At 56.6% G+C, this 25,826-nt stretch carries 23 protein-coding genes; 6 read left to right on the forward strand and 17 right to left on the reverse strand.

Features of this window, described 5'->3' with window-relative positions:
- Positions 1-115: 115 nt before the first annotated feature.
- Together HJW02_RS05430 and HJW02_RS14005 are read right to left on the reverse strand one after the other, a co-directional pair.
- Complete coding sequence (locus HJW02_RS05430; protein WP_022396375.1) at positions 116-580, reverse strand: DUF805 domain-containing protein; 465 nt, start codon at positions 578-580, stop codon at positions 116-118.
- A 121-nt stretch (positions 581-701) separates the two neighbouring features.
- Positions 702-836, reverse strand: coding sequence for a hypothetical protein (locus tag HJW02_RS14005; protein WP_257228122.1), 135 nt, complete (start codon positions 834-836; stop codon positions 702-704).
- 19 nt (positions 837-855) lie between these two features.
- On the opposite strand from HJW02_RS14005, the gene HJW02_RS05435 reads away from it, so the two are divergent.
- Positions 856-1,455, forward strand: a complete 600-nt coding sequence (locus HJW02_RS05435; RefSeq protein WP_022396374.1) for an FHA domain-containing protein — start codon at positions 856-858, stop codon at positions 1,453-1,455.
- Positions 1,456-1,480: 25 nt separating this feature from the next.
- Here the strand turns inward: HJW02_RS05435 and HJW02_RS05440 are convergent, their stop codons facing one another.
- On the reverse strand, positions 1,481-2,029 hold the full coding sequence (locus tag HJW02_RS05440) for a methylated-DNA--[protein]-cysteine S-methyltransferase (protein ID WP_102721581.1): 549 nt from the start codon (positions 2,027-2,029) through the stop codon (positions 1,481-1,483).
- A 146-nt stretch (positions 2,030-2,175) separates the two neighbouring features.
- Between HJW02_RS05440 and HJW02_RS05445 the strand changes: the two genes are divergently transcribed.
- Positions 2,176-3,093, forward strand: a complete 918-nt coding sequence (locus tag HJW02_RS05445; RefSeq protein ID WP_022396372.1) for a glycoside hydrolase family 16 protein — start codon at positions 2,176-2,178, stop codon at positions 3,091-3,093.
- Between the two features lie 409 nt (positions 3,094-3,502).
- Here HJW02_RS05445 and ilvE read toward each other — a convergent pair whose 3' ends face one another.
- On the reverse strand, positions 3,503-4,369 hold the full coding sequence (ilvE, locus tag HJW02_RS05450; protein ID WP_102721580.1) for a branched-chain-amino-acid transaminase: 867 nt from the start codon (positions 4,367-4,369) through the stop codon (positions 3,503-3,505).
- A gap of 199 nt (positions 4,370-4,568) precedes the next feature.
- Between ilvE and typA the strand changes: the two genes are divergently transcribed.
- Together typA and HJW02_RS05460 are read left to right on the forward strand one after the other, a co-directional pair.
- Positions 4,569-6,404, forward strand: coding sequence for a translational GTPase TypA (gene typA, locus HJW02_RS05455; protein ID WP_022396370.1), 1,836 nt, complete (start codon positions 4,569-4,571; stop codon positions 6,402-6,404).
- A 121-nt stretch (positions 6,405-6,525) separates the two neighbouring features.
- Positions 6,526-7,584 (forward strand): polysaccharide pyruvyl transferase family protein, encoded by a 1,059-nt coding sequence (locus tag HJW02_RS05460; RefSeq protein ID WP_180971091.1) that lies wholly within the window; start codon positions 6,526-6,528, stop codon positions 7,582-7,584.
- Between the two features lie 42 nt (positions 7,585-7,626).
- Here HJW02_RS05460 and HJW02_RS05465 read toward each other — a convergent pair whose 3' ends face one another.
- From HJW02_RS05465 to HJW02_RS05505, 9 genes are all read right to left on the reverse strand, one after another.
- Positions 7,627-8,940, reverse strand: coding sequence for a hypothetical protein (locus HJW02_RS05465; RefSeq protein ID WP_146018251.1), 1,314 nt, complete (start codon positions 8,938-8,940; stop codon positions 7,627-7,629).
- A gap of 29 nt (positions 8,941-8,969) precedes the next feature.
- Positions 8,970-10,115, reverse strand: a complete 1,146-nt coding sequence (locus HJW02_RS05470) for a hypothetical protein (protein WP_022396367.1) — start codon at positions 10,113-10,115, stop codon at positions 8,970-8,972.
- Positions 10,112-11,182 (reverse strand): hypothetical protein, encoded by a 1,071-nt coding sequence (locus HJW02_RS05475; RefSeq protein ID WP_102721577.1) that lies wholly within the window; start codon positions 11,180-11,182, stop codon positions 10,112-10,114. Before HJW02_RS05475 ends, HJW02_RS05470 begins: the two co-directional genes overlap by 4 nt.
- 400 nt (positions 11,183-11,582) lie before the next feature.
- Entirely contained in the window at positions 11,583-12,614 is a 1,032-nt protein-coding gene (gene fbaA, locus HJW02_RS05480; RefSeq protein ID WP_102721576.1) for a class II fructose-bisphosphate aldolase, read from the reverse strand.
- Between the two features lie 87 nt (positions 12,615-12,701).
- On the reverse strand, positions 12,702-14,354 hold the full coding sequence (locus HJW02_RS05485; RefSeq protein ID WP_102721575.1) for a beta-N-acetylhexosaminidase: 1,653 nt from the start codon (positions 14,352-14,354) through the stop codon (positions 12,702-12,704).
- Between the two features lie 192 nt (positions 14,355-14,546).
- Positions 14,547-16,073, reverse strand: coding sequence for a trehalase family glycosidase (locus HJW02_RS05490; protein ID WP_180971092.1), 1,527 nt, complete (start codon positions 16,071-16,073; stop codon positions 14,547-14,549).
- Positions 16,074-16,367: 294 nt separating this feature from the next.
- On the reverse strand, positions 16,368-17,657 hold the full coding sequence (gene lysA / locus HJW02_RS05495) for a diaminopimelate decarboxylase (RefSeq protein WP_102721573.1): 1,290 nt from the start codon (positions 17,655-17,657) through the stop codon (positions 16,368-16,370).
- Positions 17,658-17,660: 3 nt separating this feature from the next.
- Complete coding sequence (locus HJW02_RS05500; RefSeq protein ID WP_102721706.1) at positions 17,661-18,773, reverse strand: AI-2E family transporter; 1,113 nt, start codon at positions 18,771-18,773, stop codon at positions 17,661-17,663.
- A 59-nt stretch (positions 18,774-18,832) separates the two neighbouring features.
- Positions 18,833-19,498 carry an HAD family hydrolase gene (locus HJW02_RS05505; protein WP_022396360.1) on the reverse strand — a complete coding sequence of 222 codons (666 nt, stop codon included), beginning with the start codon at positions 19,496-19,498 and terminating at the stop codon, positions 18,833-18,835.
- A gap of 153 nt (positions 19,499-19,651) precedes the next feature.
- Between HJW02_RS05505 and HJW02_RS05510 the strand changes: the two genes are divergently transcribed.
- Positions 19,652-20,956, forward strand: a complete 1,305-nt coding sequence (locus HJW02_RS05510) for an APC family permease (protein ID WP_257228123.1) — start codon at positions 19,652-19,654, stop codon at positions 20,954-20,956.
- A 45-nt stretch (positions 20,957-21,001) separates the two neighbouring features.
- On the opposite strand, the gene HJW02_RS05515 is transcribed toward HJW02_RS05510, so the two are convergent.
- The 3 genes from HJW02_RS05515 to floA form a co-directional block, all read right to left on the reverse strand.
- Positions 21,002-21,784 carry a thiazole synthase gene (locus HJW02_RS05515; RefSeq protein ID WP_102721571.1) on the reverse strand — a complete coding sequence of 261 codons (783 nt, stop codon included), beginning with the start codon at positions 21,782-21,784 and terminating at the stop codon, positions 21,002-21,004.
- 295 nt (positions 21,785-22,079) lie between these two features.
- Complete coding sequence (locus HJW02_RS05520; RefSeq protein WP_102721570.1) at positions 22,080-22,730, reverse strand: hypothetical protein; 651 nt, start codon at positions 22,728-22,730, stop codon at positions 22,080-22,082.
- Positions 22,731-22,784: 54 nt separating this feature from the next.
- On the reverse strand, positions 22,785-23,834 hold the full coding sequence (gene floA, locus HJW02_RS05525; protein WP_102721569.1) for a flotillin-like protein FloA: 1,050 nt from the start codon (positions 23,832-23,834) through the stop codon (positions 22,785-22,787).
- A 106-nt stretch (positions 23,835-23,940) separates the two neighbouring features.
- Between floA and queA the strand changes: the two genes are divergently transcribed.
- Positions 23,941-24,918 (forward strand): tRNA preQ1(34) S-adenosylmethionine ribosyltransferase-isomerase QueA, encoded by a 978-nt coding sequence (queA, locus tag HJW02_RS05530; RefSeq protein WP_102721705.1) that lies wholly within the window; start codon positions 23,941-23,943, stop codon positions 24,916-24,918.
- A 48-nt stretch (positions 24,919-24,966) separates the two neighbouring features.
- On the opposite strand, the gene HJW02_RS05535 is transcribed toward queA, so the two are convergent.
- Complete coding sequence (locus HJW02_RS05535; protein WP_102721568.1) at positions 24,967-25,644, reverse strand: hypothetical protein; 678 nt, start codon at positions 25,642-25,644, stop codon at positions 24,967-24,969.
- Between the last annotated feature and the right edge of the window lie 182 nt (positions 25,645-25,826).

Here is a 25,826-nt window from a genome sequence, read left to right on the forward strand (position 1 = left end):
GCATTTCCCCCCAAAACGCAAGACAAGTGCAGGACTGTACGGCTTTTCCATGGCATGTGCCGCTAACTTTTCCTGTGAACCGGAAAGCTGTTTGGCAAAAGGAAATTCCGGAAAATTACGGCAGCCCCGGGTATTTTTCCGACGGCCCGTATTGGTTCGTTCCCCGCTGGCTGTCTTCACAGCAGTAAATGAGAAGAATAATGCTCCCTATCAGCGGAACCAGATAAAGCAGCAGCATAATTCCGCCTTTGTTGGTGTCATGCAGGCGCCTGCATGTGACGGCCAGCGAAGGAATCACGGTAAATAGACTCCATAGCAGAAGGGGAACGGCACCTGCCATGCCATAGGTAAAAGTTTCAGTTGATGACATTTGCTGCGGATGATGGCAGGCAAACAGGATGATCATGAAGATGGTGAAGGCCATGTCCAACAGGAGCAGGACGGCAGTCTGCCCCAATACCCAGTACCAATATTCCGAACGGGTAGCCCTCCCGGAAAATACAGCGTATTTGGAAATTACCGATTTGGCGGCCGTCAGCAGATTGTATCCCTTGAAAGCTGATGCTTGCGTGGCGTTCATGCCTGATGTTAGCCGCCGCGGGTCCGGGATGTCAATTCCCTATCCGGAGGGACGTTTTATATAGGGGATTTAAAGTGTGTGAATTATCTATTAAGAATATCTTTTGGGAAACTCCTGCTGGTCAGAAGTCTGGAAAAATGGAGCCGCATGATGGAACTTCATGGAATCCGCCTTCTGAAGGAGAGGCGCATGCAACCGCTTTTTTCCCGGGCATGCCGGGCAAACGGTCTTTTGGATTGAAAATCAGCGTCGGCATGGCATGATGCCCGTGAATCATGCCCCGCCTTTCCATCCAATTGCCCGACGGTTCCGAGAAAACCATCGTTCTTCCGAAGAACGGCGAATATTTCGCCCGCATCGGACGCGACGAACATTGTGAAATAGTGCTGCCTTTTCAGTCCGTGTCCGGAGAACACGCCCTGCTTCAGTTCAAGGAGGGCGCGTATGTTCTGGAAGACCTGGGTTCAACTAACGGAATCAAGATCAACGGGCTCACGCCCATGGGCGCCGCCTCTCTTTACGATGGCGACGAAATTGCCCTGGGAGATGCCAGGCTCCGGTTTGCCGAAGAGCCTTCTCCGGGACTCATTCCCGAGCCGACCGAAGCGGGGGAGGAAGAGGCAGCTCCTTCCGCCGCCATGCGGAATTTGCAGCAATTGGCGGATGAGGCCACCCGTACGGCGCGGAAGAATTATTTGTGGATGGCCCTGTATGCCGTCCTGATGTTTTTCCTGGCCGTTTTTGCCGGGTTGACTTACAAGCATTACAAGGTGACGGGAGAATTGCTGCCCCTTCAGTGGCTCGGCATTGAGTCTCCCAAGGCAGCCTTGAAGTCCATGACGCCTCCGCAGGCGGCGGACGCCGCGCAGCAGTAGGCCAATTCAAGCTTTTCCGCCGTTTTCACGAGCTGGCAGGGGTATTCCATCGGGCGCGTTCCGCATCCGGGAACAGCATGAAGGGAGCCACGGCACCCTGTTCCAGTTCCAGCAGATATTGCTTGATAGTCAGGCCGCCCGCGTAACCGGTCAGTTTTCCATTGGCTCCAATGACCCGGTGGCAGGGAATGATGATGCTGATGGGGTTCTGGTTGTTGGCATGCCCAACGGCCCGGCAGGCTGATGGCTGTCCAATTTGCCGGGCGATATCGCCGTAGCTTCTGGTTTCCCCATGGGGGATGGTTTGAAGGGCCTTCCAGACCGTTTGCTCAAATTCCGTTCCCTGCGGAGAAAGGGGCACGTCAAACATGCGGCGGGCACCTTGAAAGTATTCGTCCAGTTGGCTGGCTGTTTGGCGCAGCAGGGGCGTTTCCTCCCATTCCACATGCTCCAGTTGCACCATGCGGCTAAAGAAAACGTGCGTGACGGCCGTTCCGTTTTCCACGATGACGATGGCCCCCACGGGGGTTTGATGAAGAAGGGCCCGGCCACGGGGTGAAGGAGTGGTCTTCATACCGTAATCATAGCATGCGGCGGAAGAGAGTTTCTATCCATTTTAGAGGGTATTTCCGCCATCCTGCAAGGGAAGGGAGGGAAAAGGCGCCCGTCCGGACGTATTTTGTTTGAAAGGCTGCGGTTCCAAGTACAGTATTGGTCCGTATGAAGAAGAGCCTGTTTGCCGTGTTGTTGGCCGCCTGCCTGTGCATGTCCGTAAAGGGAGAAGACGCCAAGCCTCCGAAGACCCTTCCCGGCGGATGGGTTTATGTTTGGGGTGACGAGTTCAACGGGTCCAAGATAGACGCCAAGAAGTGGAAGCCGGAGCTGGGCGTGATACGCAATCAGGGGTCCCAGCAGACCTATACAGCACGGCCCAAGAACATGAGGCTGGAAGACGGCTGCCTGGTCCTGGAGACCCATTTTGAGAAGTTCGCCAATATCAATTACAAGAAGAGTCCGTCGGACTGGATTAAGAATACCAAATTCATGCCCTACACGTCCGGTTCCGTGACGACGATCAAGACGAAGAATTTCATGTTCGGCAGACTGGAAGTTCGGGCCAAGGTTCCCAGAACCAAGGGCATCTGGCCTGCCATCTGGCTGCTTGGCAAGAACAAGTGGGGCTGGCCCGTCAATGGAGAGATTGATATGCTGGAGAATATTTCCCAGCAGCCGGATGTGGTTTATTCCACCTTCCATTTGAGCCCGGACGGCGTGTCCAAGAAGGATGCTTCCCGCGGAGGCACGGTGAAGATTGATAACCTCTCCGATGATTTTCATACGTATGTCATGGAGTGGGACAAGGATTCCATTAAGCTGATGGTGGATGACAAGCTGGTGAAATCCATTGATCTGAATACCACCAATTATGCCAATGAGGCGGGCAATCCGTTCCGTACGCCGTTTTACCTCATTCTCAATTCCGCCGTGGGCGGCAACTGGTGTGAAAAGGCTCCGAAGGATGGTAACGGTTATCCCGTGAAGTTCCTGATTGATTACGTCCGGTTCTACCAGACGAAGGAGCACGCCCAGCAGGCCAAGCAGTTTGATCCGGAAACCGGATTGCCGAAGAAGAAGTAATCCCGCCTTTTTCCTGGCTGGAACGGTTCCGGTATGGGGGCAGAAGCGGAACGTGTCCGGTTTTGTCCTTGTGCGTGGGAGATAAGGCGGAGACGGCTTTTTAAAGAATCCTTTCGCTTCGCTCTGGAGTGGAGTATGCCCTAAAGGCCGGGAGGCATTCATTCCCGGGTGAGCGCATTCCGTTTATGCCGGGGTGATGTGTTCTTTTACCGTGTTTCCTGATGGTCCGTACTGTAAAAACAGGCGTTTGATCCGTTCATGTTCCGGCTTCACTCCTCCTGTGGATTTCAAGCTGAACATTTCATGGAATGGCGTTGCGCCGCTTTCGGGTTTTGATGCAGTGGCGCAAAAAAACGGCCCCGTCGGACAGGAGGGGCCGTTTTTGCTGTCAAAAAGGAAATGCCAGGCTTTAGAAGGCTGTTCCCGTGGTCTGGGTCAGTTCCTGGAAGCGGGCCAGGATGCGGGCGGTCACCGGACCGATTTTGCCGGAACCCAGCTGGTAGGCGTCCAGTTTGGTGACGGGGACGCATTCCGCTGCCGTGCCGGTCAGGAAGCATTCATCCGCGCAGGTGATGGTAAAGCGGTTCATGGTTTTTTCTTCTGCCAGGATTTGCAGTTCCCGGCAGATTTCCAGCACCACGCGGCGCGTGATGCCGTCCAGGCAGCCGTCCGTGACGGGCGGCGTGAAGACGGCTCCGTCTTTTACGATGAAGATGTTGTCTCCCGTGCATTCGGCCACGTTGCCCAGATCGTTCAGCATCAGGGCTTCCGCTACGCCCTGGCGCACAGCTTCCATCTTGGCCAGGATGTTGTTGAGATAGTTGAGGGATTTGACCTGGGGGCAGAGGGCGTCCGGACGGTTGCGGCGCACGGAGCTGGTGATCAGGGGCAGCCCGTTTTCATACACGGCGGGATCGTACAGGGAGATTTTATCCGCAATGATGAAGACGCTGGGGCGTTTGCAGTTGAAGGGATTGAGCCCCAGGTTGCCAATGCCGCGGGTAACTACCAGGCGGATGTAGCCGTCGCTCAGGCCGGAAGCCGCCGCCGTTTCGCATACCGCGTTGGAGAGTTCCTCCCGGGTATAGGGAATGTCCAGCAGCAGATAATGGGCGCAGTTGTACAGGCGGTCCATGTGGTCTTCCAGGCGGAAGACGCGCTTGTTGTAAAACCGGATACCTTCAAAAATGCCGTCTCCATAGAGCGTACCATGGTCAAAAACGGAGGTCTTGGCCTCCTCCTGTTCCACCAGCTTTCCATCTAACCAAATCTTCATCGTTGTCTAGAATTTAGAAATTATTTATGCCAGAGCAGGATAGCCCCATTTGAAGAGGGGGGGAAGCTATAAATTCACCGGAGAGAACAAAAGTTCCGTCACCTGCAACGGGAGAGGCACGCGCGCGTTAAAAATATATGGAGGTATTCATGGAGCAGGCTTGACATTTATTTTCCAGTGCTTTTAGCTCTCGCGCGCAATGTCAGACCCTTCCAAGTTCCGCAACCTCGCCATTATCGCTCACGTTGACCATGGGAAAACGACCCTGGTCGACCAACTTTTGCAGGCGGGGGGAGCCTACCGGGCCAACCAGGCCGTGCAGGAACGCGCCATGGATTCCATGGACCTGGAACGTGAAAAGGGCATCACAATCAAGGCCAAGAATACTTCCATCCTCTGGAACGGCTACACGATCAACATTGTGGATACCCCCGGCCACGCGGACTTCGGCGGGGAAGTGGAGCGCGTGATGAAGATGGTGGACGGCGTGCTGCTGGTGGTGGACGCCTTTGAAGGTCCGCAGGCCCAGACGCGTTTCGTGCTCCGCAAGGCCCTTCAGGAAGGGCTGATGCCCATTGTGGTCATTAACAAGATCGACCGCCCCCATGCCGACCCTGCCGCCGTGCATGACCAGGTGCTGGAGCTTTTCCTGGAACTGGGCGCCACGGACGAACAATTTGAAGCTCCCTTTGTGTACGGGTCCGCCCGCGACGGCTATTTCATGAATTCCATGGAGGGGGAACCTCCTGTGGACTGCACGCCTCTTCTGTTCAAGATTGTGGAGCACATCCCCGCTCCTAAGGACGCCGATCCGGAAGGGGAGTTCAAGATGCTCGTTTCCAATATTGACTGGGACGACTACGTGGGCCGCGTGGCCATTGGCCGCATCACCTCCGGCACCGTGAAGAAGGGGGATACCGTATGGCTTCACCAGAGCGACGGCACCTGCATTTCCGGCAAGGTGACCCGCATGTTTGAATATTCCGGCCTGGGCACCACGGATTCGGCCATCGGCGTGGCGGGCAACATCGTAGGCGTGGCGGGGTTTGAAAACGTGAACATCGGTGAGACCCTGGGCGGTTCCGCGGATACGGAGCCCCTCCCGTTTGTGGCGATTGACCCGCCCACCATTTCCATGGAGTTTTCCATCAACAACGGGCCTTTCGGCGGACGCGACGGCAAGAATGTAACTTCCCGCGTGATTCGCGATCGCCTGATGAGAGAGATGCGGACGAATATTTCCATCCAGGTGGAGGATACGGACAAGGCCGGCGTTTTCTCCGTTTCCGCCCGCGGGGCCATGCAGATTGCCGTGCTGGTGGAAACCATGCGCCGCGAGAATTACGAACTGTGCGTTTCCCGTCCCACCGTGATCATGAAGAGGGATGAAGGTGACCGTCTTACGGAGCCGTATGAAACGATTTACGTGGAAGTTCCGGATGAGCACGCCAACGGCGTCATGAAGCTTCTGCACGCCCGCAAGGGACAGATGGAAGACATGATTTCCAAGGAGGGCACGGGCCACACCTTCATCCAGGCCTATATTCCCACCCGCGGCATCATCGGATTTGAGTTTGAGCTGGTCAACCTGACGTCCGGCCACGGCATTTTCTCCCACCTGTTCCGGGATTACGGCCCCTACGCCGGGGATATCACCACGCGTACCACCGGCACCCTGGTTTCCATGGAAACGGGCGTTTCCACGCCGTTCGCGCTGGTGGCGCTGGAAGAACGCGGACGTCTGTTCGTAGGGCCGCAGGAAGATATTTACGAAGGCCAGATCGTTGGTGAAAACCCGCGCCAGATGGATATGCCGGTCAATCCGTGCAAGGAAAAGCACCTGAACAACATCCGGTCCGCCACGAAGGGGGACGGCATCCAGCTTTCCCCTCCCGTCGCCTTTTCCCTGGAACGCGCCATTGAGTACATTGAGCCTGATGAACTGGTGGAAGCCACCCCCCATTTCATCCGCCTGCGCAAGCGCATCCTGAACGCCAATGACCGCGTGAGGGAGTCCCGCAAAGCTGGCAACTAGAGGTGCCGGAACGCCGGAGAGGCGACCCCGTCCTATGTAGTTGCGTCCTGATGGCCGGTAAGGTAGAATCAGGGCGATGGATTGTAGCCGGATTTCCTGTTCCCCTGTCCCTGTTCACGCGATGATGGAGCTTCTGCGTGAGCTGGGGCCGTTCCATTACATGATGAACCAGGGGAATGTGGGGGATGCCCTGATTGCCGCTTCCACGGTCGCCCTGTTTGAAAGGGAAGAGCTGAATTTCAGTTCATGCGGCCCGGAACTCCCTGCAGGAAAGGAGGAAATAACGCTGGTTTACGGCGGCGGGGGAGGTTTTGTCCCCTATTTTGGCATGCTGCCTCATTATGTACGCCTTTTTTCGGATCCGCGCCTCCGGAAGTGCGTGATCCTGCCCCAGAGCTTCAGGGATTGTGATGAACTGGTGGATGTGCTGGATGAACGTTTTACCGTGTTTTGCCGGGAACGGGCTAGTTATGACTACTGCCTGTCAAGGAATGGGAAGGCGCGATTCCTGCTGGCGGATGACATGGCCGTGGCCGCGGAGCCCGAGATGCTGAAGAAGCGGCCCGTCAGGCTGCCTTTTCTGGAGATGGAGGAACGGGCGTGGGGCAAGCGCATGAAAAGGGATGTCAAGACTTCCTTGGTAGCGTTGCCCGGCGCCGGAAAGCTTGCCGTTTGCCTGCGAGATGATCCGGAAAGTACCGGCCACGCTCAAGCGTTGAAGGAACTCCCTTTGAATACGGACCTTTCCGTGTATTCCGTACGCGTGATTGATGAGGTGGAACACGCTTTTGCCTATACCCGCTGGCTTTTGAAGGCGCTGGACCAGCCTGACGCCATCTTGACGGACAGGCTCCATCTGGGCATTTCCGGAGCTCTTCTGGGCAAGGAGGTTTTTCTGATGGACAATGTTTACGGCAAAATTTCCGGAATTTATGAGTTGTCCCTGCGGGAGCGTTTTCCCCGCGTACATCTGTTGAATGAGTTGAGTGAATTTCCCTGGCTGGAGAAGGTTTTGACTGTACCGGACCTCGACCGCTGCCGGGAAAGGAAGGCGAAGCATGCGCGGCAGATAGGGAAAGCCGCCGCTTTGTCCAAGTACCTTTATTACCGCAAGGAGGAGAACGGAGTGCTCCGTGTCAAGGTCTGCGGCTTGCGGATTTGCAAGAAGCGGGTGGGTTGAGGATATTTATGGCCGCCGCACGCTTGCATGGGACAGGCTTTATCATTCGCGGCTTTGATGCAGGGGACCCTCTTTTTTACGTTTATAGATCCGAAGGCCAAGAATCTTGATGCGGACGCTGGCCGCATCTTCTTTTTTATAGTACAGGAAGTGTTTGATTCTCTTTCCCATCCGTTGAGGGAAAGTCAATGGCTTGGGCGCCGGGTACACACCCAGGGACAGCCTTTCCTTTAATGCCTGAGCCCACGGTTCCTGAGAAGTTCCCCATTTTTCGGCATCTTCCAGAATGGTCTGGTATTCGTAAAAGATGTGTTCATTCCATATCTCCTTGTCGCGAATTTCATCCAAAGATATATCGCGTAAATAAAAAGCTCCGGAGGCCTTGAAATTCAGGATGGTCCGGAAGCATTTTTCGCATACTCCGCAATTGTCCTGATCCGGATTGGAGTGCCAGCATACTCTCAGGTTGCGCAGTCCTCTTTCCCATTGGCTGACCAATTTTGCCTTCTGGCTCCGGGTGAATCCCCAGCCTTCTTCATACACACGGAATCGCCGGGAAGAAAGGAGGGGGTCCGTCACAAAGTTGGAGCCAAAATCCACTACGCCGGATGAATAGGGATAGGTGCTCCCCACCAGTACATTGCCATAATCCCTTTGCCAAAAGGATGCCATGCCTGTCAAAGCCGCCAGATGAACCAGTTGCCAGTGAAATCCCCAGTTAAGCTGGTTGTTCCAGAATGTATCCAGAGGGAAAATTTCAGGATAATTGCTTCCGCAGCGCAGAAGGTGCGTGATGCCCAGTTCCTCAATCGTAGAGAGAGCTTTTTCATAACAGCGCAGGAACAGGGGTTCTTCGTAAAGTCCCCGGTCTCCGCCCTGTACCAGCAGGCAGGCTTTCACATCCAGGGAATCATACCGCGGTTTCCGATGTGGGGACGCATGCCTGTACAAGGCGAAGGTCACATCCAGCCCCTGGGAAAAGAGGGCAACCGCAGAATCGTCCACCGGCGCGTTTCTGTCGTCTATAATCCGGTCCGGCTTGATATCTACCACGTTAAGATACTCAGGATGCATTTGCGACCAGGCTTCCATGAAATGCTCTAAATTCCGAAGCAGAGTAAGACTGACGGCCCCTTTCACTTCAAAACGGCCTCCGACATGCATCATTTCAAAAATGAGCATCCTGATCCATGCGTCTGCAAAATTGTTTTCCACTGTGGGGGCCTGGTCGAAGGGTGCGAGGTCTACCCATACCCGGCAGTTATAACCGGGAGAAATAAAATCGCAATACAGGCGGGAAGTCCCATTGGGTTGAATATCGACCTGTTGTTGTGGAATGAGCTGGGAAGTAGCCATGGGAAACCGGAATCGGAAGGGAGGTTGGGTTACTGGGAACTTCGGGACAACAGGGAAGGCTGCTTTCTGATGCAGTGGAACCATACCTGCCGTTTTTCAGATGGGGAAAGGACCGTGGAATGCTTCAAGAGATAAAGCATTTCCTGCTGGAAGTGGCCTGAATGAACAATCGTTTTTGCGAGGAAGCGCAGCGGCTTGTCTTGAAAAGCCCTCAAGTTGAAAACCTTGGAAAATTCCTGCAAATGACCAAGCAGATAAAGCTGGGAAATCGTACGGCGGCATTTCAAGCATGTGCCGCAGTTGAAAGCACGTTCCAGACAAACATTGAGGAAGTCGCAGGCAGGAGGATAATTGGCAAGGATGGCTGTTTTTTCATACCTTGCCAAATCCAGGCCATGCAGGTGGAAACGTACCTGTTCCGTTTCCGCCGCGGATAGAATGTGGGATTGAAGATGGAATTCACAGTAATCCCTCCGGTCCCTGGTGGTGAAATCCGGATGATTGATATGATAGGTGGCGGAAGTCCAGTATGAATTCATTAATCCATTCAGGACAAGCACACTGCCGGAATCCAAAAAGGGAAACCAGTTCAAATATCCCTCGTTGCCATAAAAATCGTACAGGGATGAATCCATCCAGACGAATTCCATACCGTTTTTTTCAGCAAAATTCCGGCTGAGCTTTCGTCTGCCTTCAAGCAGTTCCCGGTTTCCCCAATGGGAGCCGCAGTTATTGTGGAACAGGTGGGTGACAGGCGTCCCCGCCTTTTCCAGCTCCGCGATAGTGCACAGGGAATCCACCCCCAGGGACCCGCCCGTACCAATGCGGCAGCCGGGAATGGGGGAAAGAACTTCCGCGTGAACTTCTCCCGCCAGTTCAACGGGTTTCAGGAAAGGCCCTATTCCTGTCAGGATATGGGAGAGGAGCCGTATGCCGAAGTGGTACAGGTGCGCGGAGATGGCGGGAAGAACGCGAACCTGACCGCCCTGCTGGGAAATCCATGGAAGCAGGGCCACAAGGGCTCCATCCGCCCTGCCGGGATTCAAAAAGTCACGGAAACGGGAGTCTACCGTAAACGAAAGCGTGCGCGGCGCGTGGCCGTCCTGAAGAATGGGATAGGAGATGGTAACCGCATTTCCCTCTGTCTGTACGGATGGATGGTTAATCGTGATCATGAGTGTTGGAAGAGTTGGCGGATTTTATGTCTCATGCCGGTTGGCGGAAGATCCCTTTCCGCCAGCCGCCGTTCCAAGGTGACCGCCCAGGGCTCCTGCCCCAGTCCGTTGGCCTTGGCATGCTTGAGTATTTCCTGGGCATAGAGGACGCGGAAAGGGCGGTTAAACTGAATTTGGGAGATATCTTCATTCATGGCGTTGCGCGGCATGCACGTTATTTTGTCCCTGGGCACTCCCATGGCCATGAAGTTCATGATGGTCAGGCGGCATTTGGTGCATACGCCGCAGTTGCCGGACGCGTCTTTACCTTCCCAGCAGCATCTCAGCAGGGCCATGGCCTTATCCCACTGCGCGATGAGTCCGGCTTTTTCCGTACGATCATGCCCCATGCCGTCCGTGACGGCTTCCTTGCTGTGGGAGCCTAGATAGTGGTCCGTGATGGGATTGGAGGCCCAGGGGTAGGAGAAGGAGTCATAGGACCCTTCGCTGCCCGCCATGAAGTAACCGAAGCGGGAGGTGAAAACGCGCATTCCTCCCATCAGCATGGTATGGTAGGTCATTTCGTAATCCATCCCCATGTTCCGGAAATTGGTCCGGATGCGGTAGAATTGGCAGATGCCGATGTCTTCCAGCAATTCTCTGGCCTTGGAGAAAGCCTTGTCAAAGTGTTCCTGGTTGTTTTCCGCAATGTCCGCTCCCTGGAACATCACGCAGGCCGTCAGATTAAGGGTCTGGGGGCCTGCCAAGCCTTTCCGGTGGCGGTAGGCGGTGAAGCAGGCGTCCAGACCGCCGGAAAAGCAGGAAATGGCTTCGTCCCGCTGGGGAACAGCGGAGTCGTCTCGCTCGGCGGCATGGATGGTGACGCGGTGAAAGACGTTGGGCATCCAGCGGTTCCAGGCTTCCGCGTAGCGGTCCAGATTGACCAGCAGGGAACGGGACAGGCGCCCCGGCCCTGTAACGGAGAATTCGCCGCCCGTTTCCATCATTTTATGGATGAAGAAGATGCACCAGGCGTCCGCCAAGTCGTCTTTGTCAATGTCCACGTTTCCGGTGGATTCAATATCCATGTATTGATGGAATTCCCGGCCTGCAGCTGTGGAGAGGACCGCTTTCAGCGTTGTTTTGTGTGGAGAGTGGACCTCGGGGGGAAAAATGCGGAGTTCGTTGCTCATGTCGAAAAGGAGTCAGTCTTAAAGTCGAACGAACATTAACGAATAAGAAATCCGCAGACAACATGTTTTTTTGAGGCAGAAAGGGTAGCAGCAGGAGAAAGGAGGATTGCAGAGCGATGGGAAAAGAACGCCCCTGCTTTTTTTTCTTCCAAACCTCCCATTAAATGGATGGTTCAAAGAAAATGTTCCGCTGTCGTCCAGTTGGCGGATTTCTTATCCGCAGTCCGAAGAGCGAAAAAAATGCCCGGTTCCTTTGGGGAAACCGGGCATTGCATCAAAGCCGTTGAAGGGCTGTTTATATCTTGCCGAAGAGGGTCTTGCCGGCGGACATGAGGTTGTCTGCGGCTTCCTGGAGACGGGCGGCGACTCCCTTTTCACCCTTGGCGAGGTAGGAACGGGGATCGTAGTCCTTCTTGTTGCCCACTTCACCGTCAATCTTGAGCACTCCGTTGATGTGTTCGCACATGTGGGAGACGATCGGGCGGGTGAAGGCGTATTGCGTATCGGTGTCGATGTTCATCTTGACTACGCCGTAGGAAACGGCTTCGCGGATGTCGGAGAGTTCGGAACCGGAACCGCCGTGGAAGACGAGGGGCATGCGGGCCGCTTCGCCGTGCTTGGCGACCACGGCTTCCTGGCCGTCGCGCAGGATGCTGGGCTTCAGCTTGACGTGGCCGGGCTTGTACACGCCGTGCACGTTGCCGAAGGTGGCGGCCAGCATGAATTTGCCGAGGGGGGCCAGGGCTTCATACGTCATCAGCATGTCTTCCGGAGAGGTGTAGAGCTTGTCAGCGGGGTGGCCGGAGTTGTCCACGCCGTCTTCTTCGCCGCCCACGACGCCGATTTCAATTTCAAGGACGATGCCCAGTTCGGCGCATTCCTTCAGCAGTTCACGGGAAAGCTTGAGGTTTTCAGCCATGGGCAGCGTGGAGGCGTCCAGCATGTGGGAGTTGAAGAGGGGGGCTTCACCGCGTTCCACGCGGCGGCGGGATTCGGCGATCAGGGGACGCAGGAAGGTGTCCACGTGTTCGGGCTGGCAGTGGTCCGTGTGCAGGGCTACAAGCACGTTGTGCTTTTCAGCCAGGCGGCGCGTGGCTTCCGCCAGAACAATGGCGCCAAGGGCGGAACTGCCGATGGAGGTGCCGGAGGCGAATTTGCCGCCGCCGATGGAAACCTGGATGATGCCGTCGCTCTTGGCTTCGGAGAAGGCGCGGAGGGCGCCGTTGATCACTTCGATCGTGGTCACGTTGACGGCCGGATAGGCATAGCCTTCCTTCTTGGCCGTTTCAAGCATGGTAATGTATTGTTCTGGTGTGGCTATTGGCATAACGGGGACATGATAGGTGTTTTTTTTCGGGAGGGCAAGGCTGAACTCAGGCGCGCGCAGGGGTTGCAGAGCTCTTGCGGGACATGGTCATTCGCGGATCATTTTCGCCTCCGGCTGCGCCGGTTCTCCGGAGTCCGTCCGGTAGTTGACGCGCTGCGCGTCCAGGAAGGGCTTGTGCCTGTCCAGGCGTTCCTTGAAGTCTGTGAAGTCCTTGCGGCCAGGCTGCGTCCAGCCCAGCTCCGCGATGGCGAACATGCGCGGAAATACCATGTACTGCCATTTGGCCAGTGTGGTCATGTATTCGCTCCAGCAGCTTCCCTGCACGCCCAGGATGTTTTTTTCCTGTTCCGGGGTGAGCCCCTTCGGAACGGGATTCATGTTATAGACTTTTTGCAGGGGAATGGTGGAGAAAGTCGCCATTTCATATTCGGGGCCTTCCGGATGCGGCCCTTCCTGCCGGATCAGGTACGTGCTTTCAAAGGGAGTCATGATCACCTTGTTTCCGTGCTTGATGGCTTCCCGGGCAATGCCGGGATCATGCCAGACCATCAGGGTGGCCGTCTTGGAAAGGCCGCCTTCCCGGATTTCATCCCAGCCGATGATTTGCTTGCCGCGCGCGTTGACCAGCTTTTCCACGCGGTGGATGAAGTAGCTCTGGAGCTCCTGTTCGTTTTTCAGGCCGTTTTTCTTCATCACTTCCTGGGCCTGGGGGGAGTTTTTCCACTGCTGCTTGGGGGCTTCGTCCCCGCCTATGTGGATGTAGGGGGAATCCGGGAAGAGCTGGCAGACTTCTTCTAGGATGCCGTCAATGAATTTGAAGGTGGGTTCCGTGGGGCTGAACGTGAAAGGGAGGATCCCCCAGCGCGTCGCCACCCGGGGCTTGTAGCCGGGGATGTCCTTGTTGCCGAATTCGGGATAAGCCGTGATGGCGGCCGCGGCGTGGCCGGGCGTTTCTATTTCCGGCACGATGGTGACGTGCCTGCGTTTGGCGTAGTCCACCAGCTCCTTTACTTCCTTCTGGGTGTAGAAGAAGGTGAAGGGTTTGCCGTCTCCCTTGTTGCGGTTGCCGGGAATGGGGCTTTCCGGGCGGGTGGCGCCGATGGAGGTGAGCCTGGGATATTTTTTGATTTCCAGCCGCCAGCCCTGGTCTTCCGTCAGGTGCCAGTGGATGGTGTTTACCTTGTAGCAGGCGAGCAGGTCGATGATGGTTTTCAGCTCCGCGATGGAACGGGGATTGCGGCCGCTGTCAATCATGATGCCGCGCCACGTGAAGCGCGGACTGTCCGTGATGGTCATGCAGGGAAGGGCCCAGTGGCCGGCGGCATCCTTTTCCAGAGACTGCTTGAGGGTTTGCGCCGCATAGAAAGCTCCGGCGGGAGACGTGCATGAGACGGTGATGCCCTGCGTGGAGACCTTGATGGAGTACCATTCCGGAGACAGGGAAGCGTCTTTTTTCAGGATGATCTGTACGGCATTGGCCGCGGAAGGAGCCGGGCTTACCTTGATTTGCCGGAGGTTGTTGGAGAACCCCGTCACGAAGGAGGCAATGCAGCTTTTGTCTCCCGTTTTGGAAACAGGCAGCGTGTTGCTGACCAGAAATCCCGGCTTGTTTTTTTCCACGTCCAGCGCGGATGGGAGGGGGATGATGGCCGGGTCGCCCGGTACGGGTTTGGAGGGCAGGGAGAAGGCGGCGGACGCGGACAGGAGGCCTGCGGCTAGAAAGAGGCTTTTGGAAAACATGAGGAAAAAAGGGATGGAAAATTTTTAACGTAAATAGTATATTCCGCGGGTGTTTACAAGGCGGCTTTACGGGATTTGCCCTGGAGGGAATAAAGAAGTCCTGTCTCCGGTGCCGGGGTGGACCGGAAAGCTGCAGGGCTGAGGCCGTGGCACGGATTTTTTTGGAGATCCGGGAATGTCCGGCCGGGTGTGTTATTTCAGGGTGATGGAGGCGGTTCCGGGCTTGATGGCGTATTTTTTACCGTTAATCACCAGGGAATAAGGGTTGTTGCTTGTGACGTCAACGGTGTTTTTGCCGTCAAAAACGATGTCGGTGGTAGTCGTCCCGAAATGAAGATTTTTTAATCCGTGCCTGCCTTTCTCCCTTTTCAATCTCCACTGGATTTCATTCCGGAGTGCAGAAACCTTATGGAATCCCAGAACGTTTTCAATAAAGAGGGAAATGGGGCCCAGCGCCGACCAGCCGCAAAATTCCGGACGGGCCCTGCGGCCATGTTCGGTAGACGGCTCGTTGGCACTGGGGCTGTAACATTCCCATATCGTGTGCGGTTTGATGCCGTGGTAAGCGGCAAGCTGCTGGCGGATGATTTTTTCAGCGATCATGTCGGCTTCCTCATGGTAGCCGTATTCTTCAAGCGCCTTGACAGTCATGTACGTGGTGGGCAGCCAGATGCCGCCGCGCCAGTAATCCCCGGTTTGGTCATGGTAATCCCTATCCCTGCGGGAAAGGGTGGGCGTCGGGTAGTTTCCACCGAATTCCTGCGGGTCCCGAAGGTATTTTACCATTTTTTCCGCCTGGGCCGGCGAAGCAACTCCGGCTAAAAGCGGCCAGTAGGAGGCCATTGTCCTGATGCGGCAGGGCTGCCTGCTTTCTATCGCCACATCATAGTAGAACCCGTCCTGCTCATCCCAGTACAGTTCGTTTATTTTGTCTTTCAGCTTGCGGTAGACGGCCTCCCATTTCCCGGCTGCGCCTGCATTGCCCAGTGATTGTTCCAATTGGGCCATGCAGCGTGCGCTCAGGGCTTGCTGGGAAATGGCGTCAATCCATAGAATCTTATTGTAGCCGCCTGCGTCCCGGCCTCTGGGCGTGTTGTCCATTCCGCTGGCGCCCCCCGTCCATGTAAAACCATCTTCACCAATGGCGTTCAGGTGGATGTTTTGGGGAGAGCATTCGAAACGTTCTCCCGCTTTGGCATTGGCAAACCAGTCAAAATGTTTTTGAAGGTACTGTTTCCGATTCAGGATTTCATGGATGCGGTTTTTGTTTCCGGTAAAGTCGTAGTATTCCTTTTCAACCCATGCGAACAACGGAGGATTGTCCACGAGGTGAATGCGAAGCGGAGTTTTTTCCTTATCCCAAATGGGCTTGTACAGATTGTCCATGCTTCCTTCTCCGGGAAATGAGTTCGGCGCATACTTGGCAAAGAGCACCATGAAACAGGTATCCCAAATCCAGATTTGGTCTTCGTAACAGTTTTCATCCATGTAGGGCGAGCCGGGGAGGCCCTCAGGGCCTTTTCTTACCCGTCCGGCCGCGATTTCCCATGTTTTATGGTAAAGATCCACGAGGTCTTTGTCAGGGTAAACCGGCTGGGGAATTTCTTCTTTCCAGCCTTCCTGAATGCAGCTGTCATGATGGGCCGTCGCTCCCAGGCCTTGCACACAGGCCATTGTTCCCAGGATGATGCCGCATGCTGTCCGCAGGTAGTATTTCATTTCCAGTATACGGCCAGGGAGGCGAGAAAATATCTTTTTTCTCGTCCCGTACCGGGTGGAAGGATTTTCCATGCCGTCATGTTCCCCTGGCAGGCCAATGATGGCATGGAACCGAATTAGTATTACTGAAGGCGGCGCTGCCGCCGGAAGGATGAAAGTGAAGCGACAGCGTGGAGGAAAGGGAAAATGATTTTTTCCGTCAACATGGAATAATAGGAAAAGGGACGTCCCTCCTCCGGTTTTTATCTTCGTGAGACGCCCCTTTGAAAGTGGGGAAAGATGAAGCGCGGGAGGTTATTCCGGAATGGATTCCCCCCGGATGAGGTCTTCCCAGGTCTGGCGGCTGCGGATGACGTTCCACTGGTTTCCGTCCACCAGCACTTCTTCCGCCATGGGGCGGGAATTGTAGTTGGAGGACATGGAAAAACCGTAGGCGCCGGCGGACAGCACGGCCAGGAGTTCTCCCTGGCGCACGTCCGTCATGTCCCTGTTCTGGGCCAGGAAGTCCCCGGATTCGCAGATGGGGCCGACGACGTCCGTGGTAATGCAGGATTCGGAGAGGTGTTCCCTGACCGGGATGATTTCATGATACCCCTGGTAGAGGGCGGGGCGGATGAGGTCGTTCATGCCCGCATCCACGATTTTAAAGGTTTTGGCCTTTCCAGTCTTTTCATACAGGCAGCGAGTGATGAGCGCGCCCGCATTTCCCACGATGAGGCGTCCCGGTTCCACGATGATATGCAGGCCCAGAGGCTGGAGGGTGGGAACGACGGCCTGGGCGTAAGTGCTCAGCGTGAGCTGGGCGCAGTCTTCATTCCACCATTCCTTGACGCCGGAATCCAGCGTATCCTGGTAAACGATGCCGATGCCGCCGCCGATGGAGAAGAATTCGATGCCGTGCTTTTCTTTCAGCGCGGCGGCCAGCGGAGCCACTTTCCTGACGGCTTCCAGGAAGGGTTTCGCCTGGGTGAGCTGGGAGCCGATGTGCATCTGCAGGCCCTTGAGTTGGAGGTTCGGAAGTTCGCGGGCCGCCATCTCGTAAAGAGGTTCAATGAGTTCAAAGTCCACGCCGAATTTGTTTTCAGCCTTCCCGGTGGTGATGTATTTGTGCGTTCCCGCCTCCACATTGGGATTGACGCGCACGGCTACCGGAGCCTTTACTCCCATGGACGCGGCGATGGCGTCAATGGCGCGCAGTTCCGTCTCCGATTCCACATTGAAGCAGTAAATGCCCTGTTCCAGGGCGTAGCGGATTTCCGCCTCTGTTTTTCCCACGCCGGCATAGGTGCATTTGGAAGGGTCTCCGCCGGCCTTGAGGACGCGAAAGAGTTCTCCGCCGGAAACGATGTCGAACCCCGCGCCATTGCGGGCCATGAGGTTCAGGATGGCGATGTTGGAGCTGGCCTTGACGGCGTAGGCCACTTCCGCGTTAAGGGGCGCCAGGGCTTCCCTGAGGCGGTGGAAATGGTTCAGAATGGTCTGCTTGCTGTAGACGTACAGGGGGGTGCCTTCCTTGTCCGCCAGTTCCTGGAGGTTGACGTTTTCACAGTAGAGCGTGCCGTTTTTATATGCGAATGAATGCATGGATTATTCCTTGGTTGTGCTTTCGTTGGTTTTCCCGGAATGGAGAGGAGGGAGCGGGAATCTGGGCGTAGGGGGGTTGTCGATGAGCTGGGCGATCCAGGCGAGATCCTTGGAGCTTTCCAGCCCGAGCTTGATCAGCATGGTGATGGGGACGGCCAGCAGCATGCCGATGGGGCCCCATACCCAGCCCCAGAAGATGACGGAGAGCAGGACCATGCTTGTCACGATGCCGAATTGGCGGCCCAGCAGCATGGGTTCCAGGCAGCTCCCCAGGACCGTGTTGATCACCAGGTAGCCGCCGGCTACGATGATGCCGGCCGTAGAGCTGATCAGGAGCATGGCGAGCAAGGTGGGGGGAATGGCCGCGATGATGGAGCCGAAGGTGGGGATGAAGTTGAGCGCGAAGGCCACGATGCCCCACAGCAGCGGGAAGTCCACCTTCATGTAGTAGCAGAGCAGGAAGGCCAGCAGTCCGGTGGCTGCGCTAATGAAGGTCTTGATAATCAGATATTTCTGGACTCCGGCCAGAGCTTTGGAAAATTTGCGGATTCCCGTGTCGCTGTTGTTGCCCAGTTTGTTGATGTTCATCCGGAAGCGAGGGGCTTCCCCCAGGAAGAAGGTCATCAGGATCAGAATCAGGGTGGTGAAGGTCAGCATGGAGGCGAGCTGTCCCATCACCCCCGTGGAGAACGCCACGATGCGCTGCCCGTTGAGCAGGTCCGGGAGTTCCTGAAGCATCTGGTCCGCCAGATTGTTCCAGTCACGTTCAATGAGGAAGGCGCGGAGTTCGTGGATTTTCTCCATCATCAGGGGCTGGTATTTGACCGTGACCGTCCGGGCCAGGTCCTGCCCCAGGTACTGGGCCAGATAGGCCAGGCCCACAAGAATGCCGAAGTCCATGATCACCGTGAAGGTTACCGCCAGCCAGTGCGGAAAACGAAGACGGCCCTTGAAAAAAGTGGTCAGCGGGTAACTGACGATCGCCAGAAAGCCGGACAGGACGATGGGGAGCAGCACCGGCTTCCCCGCCTGCAGCCCGGCCGTGATGACGATGACGCTGGCGAGCATGAGCAGGATTTTCAGGCCCTCTTTTCCGGATTCTTTCTGAGGAGTCATGGAAGGATTGGTGTTAACGGGGTGAGTAATGGTGTCCGATTTCCTGCGGGATTGCAATATTAAAGGCCCTCATTCCCATCATGTTCCCGGAAAAAGCGGTCCAGGTCTTCAAAGCGGGTCAGGAGGTAGTCAGGCTTCCGTTCTTCGAGCCCCTTTACATCCGCCTCCGCGGCCCATCCTGCGGCAAGAATGCGGATGGGAACGGCGCGGCATGCGTCCACGTCCGTGGGGGAATCCCCGATGTAGATGGCTTCCCCGGCGGAAGAGTCCAGGCGGTCCAGCGCCCGCCTGATGCGGTCCGGCTTCACGCCGCCCTCAGGGGAGCCTGTTTCCAGAATGGGGAAGAACTCGGCCAGATGGAAAAATTGAAGGGAAATCTCCGCGCTTTCCAGGCGTTTGCCGGTGACCATGGCCAGACGGATGCCGCGGCTGCGCAGGGCGTGCAGCAGTCCGGCCGCCCCGGGGAAGGGAGTGGGCGCCAGTTCCGGATGCAGCTCACGGTAATAGCGGAGGAACAGTTCCCTGCCTTTTTCGTGCAGTTCCGGCTTTCCGGGAAGCAGTCTTTGGATGACGCCCAGGTCATCCGGCCCGAACTGGCGTTCGATTTCCTCATCCGTCAACGTTCTGCCGTCCAGTTCCCGGACGGCGCGGCGGAAGGCTTCCCGGCACAGGGGTATGGTATCCGCAAGCGTTCCGTCAAAATCAAAAATGGCGGTTTTGATCATCAGCCGTACCCTACATGCCGCCTGCGGACGGTTCAAGGGGAAAGCCGTGCCTGAATAGTCATGATGACGCTGCGGGGCGTTCCGGACCGGCAGGACGTGTCATCTCGTATGGAAAGGTCAACGTTCCGTCCCTGTAAGCTCTCTAATTCCCTTATGCACGGGAAGGCTCCAAAAGAATATTTATCCCTGTGGAGCGTGATTGCATTGGGAATAGGTTCCATGGTAGGAGCGGGAATTTTCGCCCTCATGGGTCAGGCGACCCTGATGGCGGGCAAAAACGTGTACTGGTCCTTCCTGCTGGGAGGCGTCGCGGCCCTGCTTTCCGGTTATACCTACGCCAAGCTGGGTTCCCGTTATCCCGGTTCCGGAGGAATCATGGATTATTTCAACGAGGCTTTTTCCCATAAGACCCTCTCCGGCGCGCTGACGCTGATTTACCTGGGAACGCTGGTCATTACCGTGGCCCTGGTCGCCAAGTCCTTCGGGGCCTATGCGTCCCGCCTGTTTTTGCCGGACGAATTAACCAACATCTATTCCACCGCCCTTTTCGCCAGCGTGGCCATTCTGCTGCTGGGAGCATTGAACATGGGAGGAGCCAAGGCCGTAGGGAAGTCGGAGGTGGTGATGGTGGCGTTCAAGCTGCTTATTCTGACGGTTCTGATGCTTGCCAGCTTCGGTTCTTCCGTGCCAGTGGGCGCGGACCCCATTCCGGTGAAAGGACTGGACGGGCTGCTGGGGAGCGTGGGACTGACGTTTTTCGCGTTTGCCGGCTACGGCATGATGGCCAATACGGCGGGCAATCTGAAAAATCCTTCCAAAACATTGCCCAAGGCCATTTTCCTGGCTATCGGCATTGTGCTGGTTCTGTACCTGGTGCTTTCCTACGTAGTGCTGACCAACGTTCCCGCCACTTCCCTGGAAAGCCACACGGAAACCGCCGTGGCGCAGGCCGCCTATCCCGTGCTGGGCGTGTGGGGCTTCATGGCCGTATCCGTGGCGGCGCTCATTGCCACGGCGTCAGCCATTAACGCCACCATGTTCAGCATGTTGGACATTTCTCGGGCACTGGCGCACAACGGTCAGCTGGGAGCCATCTTCAAGCAGCCTTTCTGGGGCAGCGGCACGGAAGGCTTTTTCTATCTTCTGCTGGGCATTCTGGTGATGACGAATGCCTTTAACCTGGTAGCCATCGCCAATCTGGCGGGCGCCTGTTTCCTGATCAGCTACCTGGCGGTGTTCGTTGCCCATTGGCGGCTCCGGAAAGAGACGCAGGGGAACGTGCTGCTGATCATCCTCGGGTTCCTGCTGATGCTGTTTATTCTGGGAGCCTTTTTCTACCAGATGTTCTTCAGCCAGCCTTATCTGATTCCGCTGATCCTCCTGTTTGTGGCCGCCTGTTTCATTCTGGAATTTTTCATTCGCAAAAAGCTGGCGAAGGGGGCTTCCAAGGCTTCCTAGGCTGTGGGGGGTTAGGAAAGAAACGCTTTCCCTCCCGTTGCACTTTTAATGCAGGAAGGAAGTGAGGGGGCTGGTGGCGGCAGCCCGGGCGGAAACGGCGGGAAGGCCGGCCAGATGGGCCATGCGCCCGGCGCGGCAGGCCAGCGCGAACGCTTCCGCCATGGAGGCGGGGTCTCCGGCGGCGGCGATGGCCGTATTGACGAGCACGGCGTCCGCCCCCATCTCCAGGGCTTCCGCCGCATGGCTGGGGGCTCCCAGCCCGGCGTCCACCACTACGGGCACGACGGCCTGTTCAATGATGATGTTGATCAGCTCCCTGGTCAGCACGCCCTTGTTGGTGCCTATGGGAGCGCCCAGAGGCATGACGGCTGCCGCTCCGGCTTCCTGGAGGCGTTTGGCCAGCACGGGGTCCGCATTGATGTAGGGAAGCACCGTGAAGCCTTCCCTGACCAGGATTTCCGCCGCTTTCAGCGTTTCAATGGGGTCCGGCATCAAATACTGGGCGTCCGGATGGATTTCCAGCTTGATCCAGTTGGGGAGTCCGGCTGCCGTCGCCAGTCGCGCCAGTCGCACGGCTTCTTCCGCCGTTGTCGCTCCGCTGGTGTTCGGGAGAATAAGGTATTTTTCAGGGTCGATGAAATCCAGAATATTGGCGGCGGGGTCATGGGAGCCCGTCAGGTCCGCCCGGCGCAGAGCCACCGTCACAATTTGGGAGCCGGAAGCTTCCAGAGCTTTTTTCATGCTCTCATTGGAAGAAAACTTTCCCGTTCCCACCATCAGGCGGGAGGTGAATTGGCGTCCGGCTATCTGCAAAGGTGAATCTGTCATTGCGGGTGAAGGGTACCTCCCCTTTCCTTTCCAGGCAAGGGGGAATGAAGAAAAAGGCAGGAGTTGCCGCGGCATGGACGAGCGCCTCCAACTGGGAATGAAAGGTTGATTCGTCCATCTTCCAGATTTACCCGCCCTGCGGGCTTCAAGATGAGCTTTCCATCCAGCCGGACTTGTCCGGTTTCCCGGCCTTCATACAACCTTCCCGATAAAAAATATTCTGAAAACTTTCCTTCAAATCCAGGAAAAACCGGTTTTTGAATGGACGGAGGGAGAAACCCCCTCCTCCCCTCTATTATTCCCCGCTGAAGGAAATGCCCCGGAGCGCTCTGGGCTTGCCCAGGATTTCCTGATAAAGAATGGCCGTTTTCAAGGATTGGGAACGGCGCAGGGAGTTTTTCAGGGAAAGAGGTTCGGACGCGGCGACCGTGGGAAGCGGTTCAGGCCGGCTTTCCTTCATTTCCCTTTCCTGCAAACGATGCAGGGCGGCCTGTTCCGCGTCAGACAGGGAACGCATGGACTGCCGGGCTTCTTCCGTGGCCTTTACGTAGCGTTCCAGCACGTTCTGGGCGGTTTGCTGGGCGGTTTCCGCCGTCCACTCCGGCTTGGGTTCCGGTTCAGGACGGCGCTTGCGGGCCACGGCGGGAGTGGGAAGCTCCACGGGTGGGGCGGAGGGGCGCGGAGCGCGCGCCGGAGCCTGTGGCCGTGCCGGCTGTGGCTGCCGCGGCTGCGGATTGGTCCGGCGCATTTCCGCAATGACTTCCTTCACGCGTTTTTCATGATGGTCTTCCGTGTCCAGGACGGGCGTTTCCTCATCTTTTTCTTTTGGTTTCAAAAACTCAATTACTTTCTTGATGAGAAAGATCGCCCCCACGATCAGCCAGAACCAGAGCTTCAGGCTGTCGTCATCGCCGCCGGAGGCGAGCATGTATGCCAGTGAATCCATAAAGGAGGAAGGGCCACCGGAGAGAAAATCCGGTCTCTCCGGTGGCCTGAGAATTTATTTAATGGAAGAGGGGGAAGCATCCGGCTTGGCAATGGAATCCCTCATCTTGGTATCGGCCACTACGTTCTGGTAGCGGGCATAATCCAGCACTCCCAGGTTGCCGTTGCGGAAGGCTTCCGCCATGGCCATGGGAATCTGGGCTTCCGCTTCCACCACCTTGGCGCGCATTTCCTGCGTTTTGGCGGCCATTTCCTGTTCCGTGGCTACGGCGGCGGCGCGGCGGACTTCCGCCTTGGCCTGGGCAATCTGCTTGTCCGCTTCCGCCTGTTCGGCCTGGAGGCGCGCGCCCACGTTGCCGGCCACGTCCACGTCTGCAATGTCAATGGAAAGCACTTCAAACGCCGTGGCGGCGTCCACGCCCTTGTCGCTCACGGTGCGGGAGATTACCTCCGGTTTTTCCAGAACATCCTTGTAGGAGGGCGCGGAGCCTACGGCGGAGACGATGCCTTCCCCGACGCGGGCGACCACCGTTTCTTCCGTGGCGCCGCCTACGAAAAGGTCCAGGTTGGTGCGCACCGTCACGCGGGCACGCACTGCCACGGCAATGCCGTCACGGGCCACCGCCGTCAGGCGCGTCTGGCCGGAGCTGGGGTTCGGGCAGTCGATGACGCGGGGGTTGATGGAGGTTCGCACGGCTTCCAGCACGGTCTTGGACGTGCCTTTCACGGCCAGGTCAATGGCGCAGGCACGGTCATAGCTCAGCGGGATGCCGGCTTTTTCCGCCGCAATCAGGGCGAGGACGCAGTCCACGATGTCGCCGCCGGCCAGGAAGTGGGCTTCCAGTTCATCCGTGCTGATGTCCAGTCCGGCCTTGGCCGCCGTGATGCGGGTGTCCACTACCAGGGGGTAGGGCACTTTGCGGAGCCACATTCCCAGCATGTTGCTCATGGAGACAGGGGCTTTCGCGAGGCGCGCGCGCAGCCATGTCTTGAAGAATTTGGCGATGATGGCGAAGAAGATGACCAGGAAGATGACGAGGACGATCACCAGGATGGTCCCCCAGGCGGTGGCGTTGGAGATGTTTGCTAACAGCAAATTGTTCATGTATCCTTCCATACCATATTAACCGAAGCAGGGTAAAGATATAATTGTGTTACCTATGGTTTAAAGGTATTGACCTTTCGGCGGATTCGTGGCAATGCACTTGGCCGTGCGCACCATTGATTTTGATTATCCGCTGCCGGAAGAGTTGATAGCGGACCGCCCCCTCCCGGACCGCGCCGCCTCCCGGATGATGGTCATCCACCGGGATACCGGCCTGATTGAGCACAGGCATTTTTGCGACCTGCCGGAATATGTGCGGGAAGGGGACCATTTCATCCTGAATGATACCAGGGTGGTTCCCGCAAGGTATTTTTCCAATGACGGCGCCATTGAAGTGGTGCGTGCAGAGGTGCTCAACCCCCTGCTGTGGAAGTGCATGGTGCGCCCCGGGCGCAAGATGAAGCTGGGGCGTACGGTCTCCATCGGTGATGCGGTGGGCACCGTGGAAGGCATTGACGGGGAAGGCTACCGCCTCATCCGGTTTGACCGGGAGGTGGATGAGGAAAAGTACGGCCGCCTGGCGCTTCCCCATTACATGAACCGGGAGAGCGACCCGTCCGACAAGGAGCGCTACCAGACTGTTTACGCCAGGCATGAAGGGGCGATTGCCGCTCCCACGGCCGGGCTGCATTTTACGCCGGAGCTGCTGGCGGCCGTTCCCCATGATTTTCTGACGCTGCACGTGGGCGTGGGAACGTTTCGTCCCGTGAAGGCGGACAGGATTGAAGACCACCAGATGCACACGGAACATTTTTTCCTGCCTGAAGCCACCGCGAGGGCGATTAATAAGGCCGGGAGGGTGATTGCCGTGGGCACCACCAGCGTTCGCGTGCTGGAACATGTGGCTACCGCGGAAGGACTGCCGTTAAGGGAGTGCTCCGGGTCAACGAACATTTTTATTTATCCACCCTACAAGTACAAGGTGGTGGATGCCCTGATCACGAATTTCCACCTGCCCCAGAGCACGCTGCTCATGCTTGTCAGCGCCTTTGCCGGCAAGGAGCTGGTCATGAAAGCCTACCTGGAAGCCATCCGGGAACGGTACAGGTTTTTCTCCTACGGGGATTGCATGCTGATTCTGTAGGGTTCCGGCGGCCTTTCCTTCCCTCTGGCGGAAGAAGCGAGGCTGCCTTCAACGCTTGCCGCACGGAAGTTGTTCCGGGCTGCGAGGGGATGAAGACGGAGCGCCGTCCGGGGAAGCGTCCGGATGCTGCTCTTTTTTAAGCTCCAGCAGGGTTTTTCCGTGGACCCTGATTTGCTGGAGGGCAGTCAGGAAGTGCAGCGTTTCCCCCAGCAGTATGTTCATGACGTTGGCATAGTGGCAGTCCGTGTTTTTCAGGCACAGCCGGGGAAAATAGGAGGCTTCCAGCTCCGGCGCATTCCATTTGTCCCGAATGATGCGGCTTCTGCGGGATGCCGGAGGCCAGCAGGGATGCTGCCGGTCCCTCAAATAAAGGAGGTAGCAGTCTTTTAACATGTCGAGCTGGGAGGTAACACCGGCACGTGCAGGAGGAGTGATGGACGGCTGGACATCCTTTACTCCTTCAAGCGTCATGTTGATGGTTGTTTCCGCAAGGACGGTCCAGTAAAGAATAGGTTCCGCCACGGAACGGCTCCGCCTGCGGAACCGCAGGTAGAAATGATGGCTGAGTTCCAGGGCCGACAAGGCTTTTACGTAATGCACCAAAACCACCCGGCCATATTGCCGGAAAATGAAGTGTTCCAGCTTTTGCCGGAGGGGAGCGTCTTCCATTCCCGTTTCCTTCCTGAGAAGGGTCCACTGTTCCTCGAATGTTGAATTTTCAGCCATGAATTTGGGAAGAGGTTATTTTTAATAAATATAAATTATGTTACCATGAAATTCAAATAAAATAACAATCATTATCAATGTTTATCAAAATAATACGGGGAAAAAGAGGAGAATTCCTGCGGATGGGGCGGTAACACGGTAACCGCCTGGCGCAAAGGCGTACGAGAAACACCTGCGTCCGG

Source organism: Akkermansia sp. GGCC_0220 (genome assembly GCF_017566105.1).
Lineage (GTDB): Bacteria > Verrucomicrobiota > Verrucomicrobiia > Verrucomicrobiales > Akkermansiaceae > Akkermansia > Akkermansia massiliensis.

Excerpts from the sequence above, each read along its gene's own strand:
- HJW02_RS05430 (WP_022396375.1), bottom strand. The coding sequence starts at position 580 with ATGAACGCCACGCAAGCATCAGCTTTCAAGGGATACAATCTGCTGACG.
- HJW02_RS14005 (WP_257228122.1), bottom strand. The coding sequence starts at position 836 with ATGCCGACGCTGATTTTCAATCCAAAAGACCGTTTGCCCGGCATGCCC.
- HJW02_RS05435 (WP_022396374.1), top strand. The coding sequence starts at position 856 with ATGCCCCGCCTTTCCATCCAATTGCCCGACGGTTCCGAGAAAACCATC.
- HJW02_RS05440 (WP_102721581.1), bottom strand. The coding sequence starts at position 2,029 with ATGAAGACCACTCCTTCACCCCGTGGCCGGGCCCTTCTTCATCAAACC.
- HJW02_RS05445 (WP_022396372.1), top strand. The coding sequence starts at position 2,176 with ATGAAGAAGAGCCTGTTTGCCGTGTTGTTGGCCGCCTGCCTGTGCATG.
- ilvE (WP_102721580.1), bottom strand. The coding sequence starts at position 4,369 with ATGAAGATTTGGTTAGATGGAAAGCTGGTGGAACAGGAGGAGGCCAAG.
- typA (WP_022396370.1), top strand. The coding sequence starts at position 4,569 with ATGTCAGACCCTTCCAAGTTCCGCAACCTCGCCATTATCGCTCACGTT.
- HJW02_RS05460 (WP_180971091.1), top strand. The coding sequence starts at position 6,526 with ATGATGGAGCTTCTGCGTGAGCTGGGGCCGTTCCATTACATGATGAAC.
- HJW02_RS05465 (WP_146018251.1), bottom strand. The coding sequence starts at position 8,940 with ATGGCTACTTCCCAGCTCATTCCACAACAACAGGTCGATATTCAACCC.
- HJW02_RS05470 (WP_022396367.1), bottom strand. The coding sequence starts at position 10,115 with ATGATCACGATTAACCATCCATCCGTACAGACAGAGGGAAATGCGGTT.
- HJW02_RS05475 (WP_102721577.1), bottom strand. The coding sequence starts at position 11,182 with ATGGATATTGAATCCACCGGAAACGTGGACATTGACAAAGACGACTTG.
- fbaA (WP_102721576.1), bottom strand. The coding sequence starts at position 12,614 with ATGCCAATAGCCACACCAGAACAATACATTACCATGCTTGAAACGGCC.
- HJW02_RS05485 (WP_102721575.1), bottom strand. The coding sequence starts at position 14,354 with ATGTTTTCCAAAAGCCTCTTTCTAGCCGCAGGCCTCCTGTCCGCGTCC.
- HJW02_RS05490 (WP_180971092.1), bottom strand. The coding sequence starts at position 16,073 with ATGAAATACTACCTGCGGACAGCATGCGGCATCATCCTGGGAACAATG.
- lysA (WP_102721573.1), bottom strand. The coding sequence starts at position 17,657 with ATGCATTCATTCGCATATAAAAACGGCACGCTCTACTGTGAAAACGTC.
- HJW02_RS05500 (WP_102721706.1), bottom strand. The coding sequence starts at position 18,773 with ATGACTCCTCAGAAAGAATCCGGAAAAGAGGGCCTGAAAATCCTGCTC.
- HJW02_RS05505 (WP_022396360.1), bottom strand. The coding sequence starts at position 19,498 with ATGATCAAAACCGCCATTTTTGATTTTGACGGAACGCTTGCGGATACC.
- HJW02_RS05510 (WP_257228123.1), top strand. The coding sequence starts at position 19,652 with ATGCACGGGAAGGCTCCAAAAGAATATTTATCCCTGTGGAGCGTGATT.
- HJW02_RS05515 (WP_102721571.1), bottom strand. The coding sequence starts at position 21,784 with ATGACAGATTCACCTTTGCAGATAGCCGGACGCCAATTCACCTCCCGC.
- HJW02_RS05520 (WP_102721570.1), bottom strand. The coding sequence starts at position 22,730 with ATGGATTCACTGGCATACATGCTCGCCTCCGGCGGCGATGACGACAGC.
- floA (WP_102721569.1), bottom strand. The coding sequence starts at position 23,834 with ATGAACAATTTGCTGTTAGCAAACATCTCCAACGCCACCGCCTGGGGG.
- HJW02_RS05535 (WP_102721568.1), bottom strand. The coding sequence starts at position 25,644 with ATGGCTGAAAATTCAACATTCGAGGAACAGTGGACCCTTCTCAGGAAG.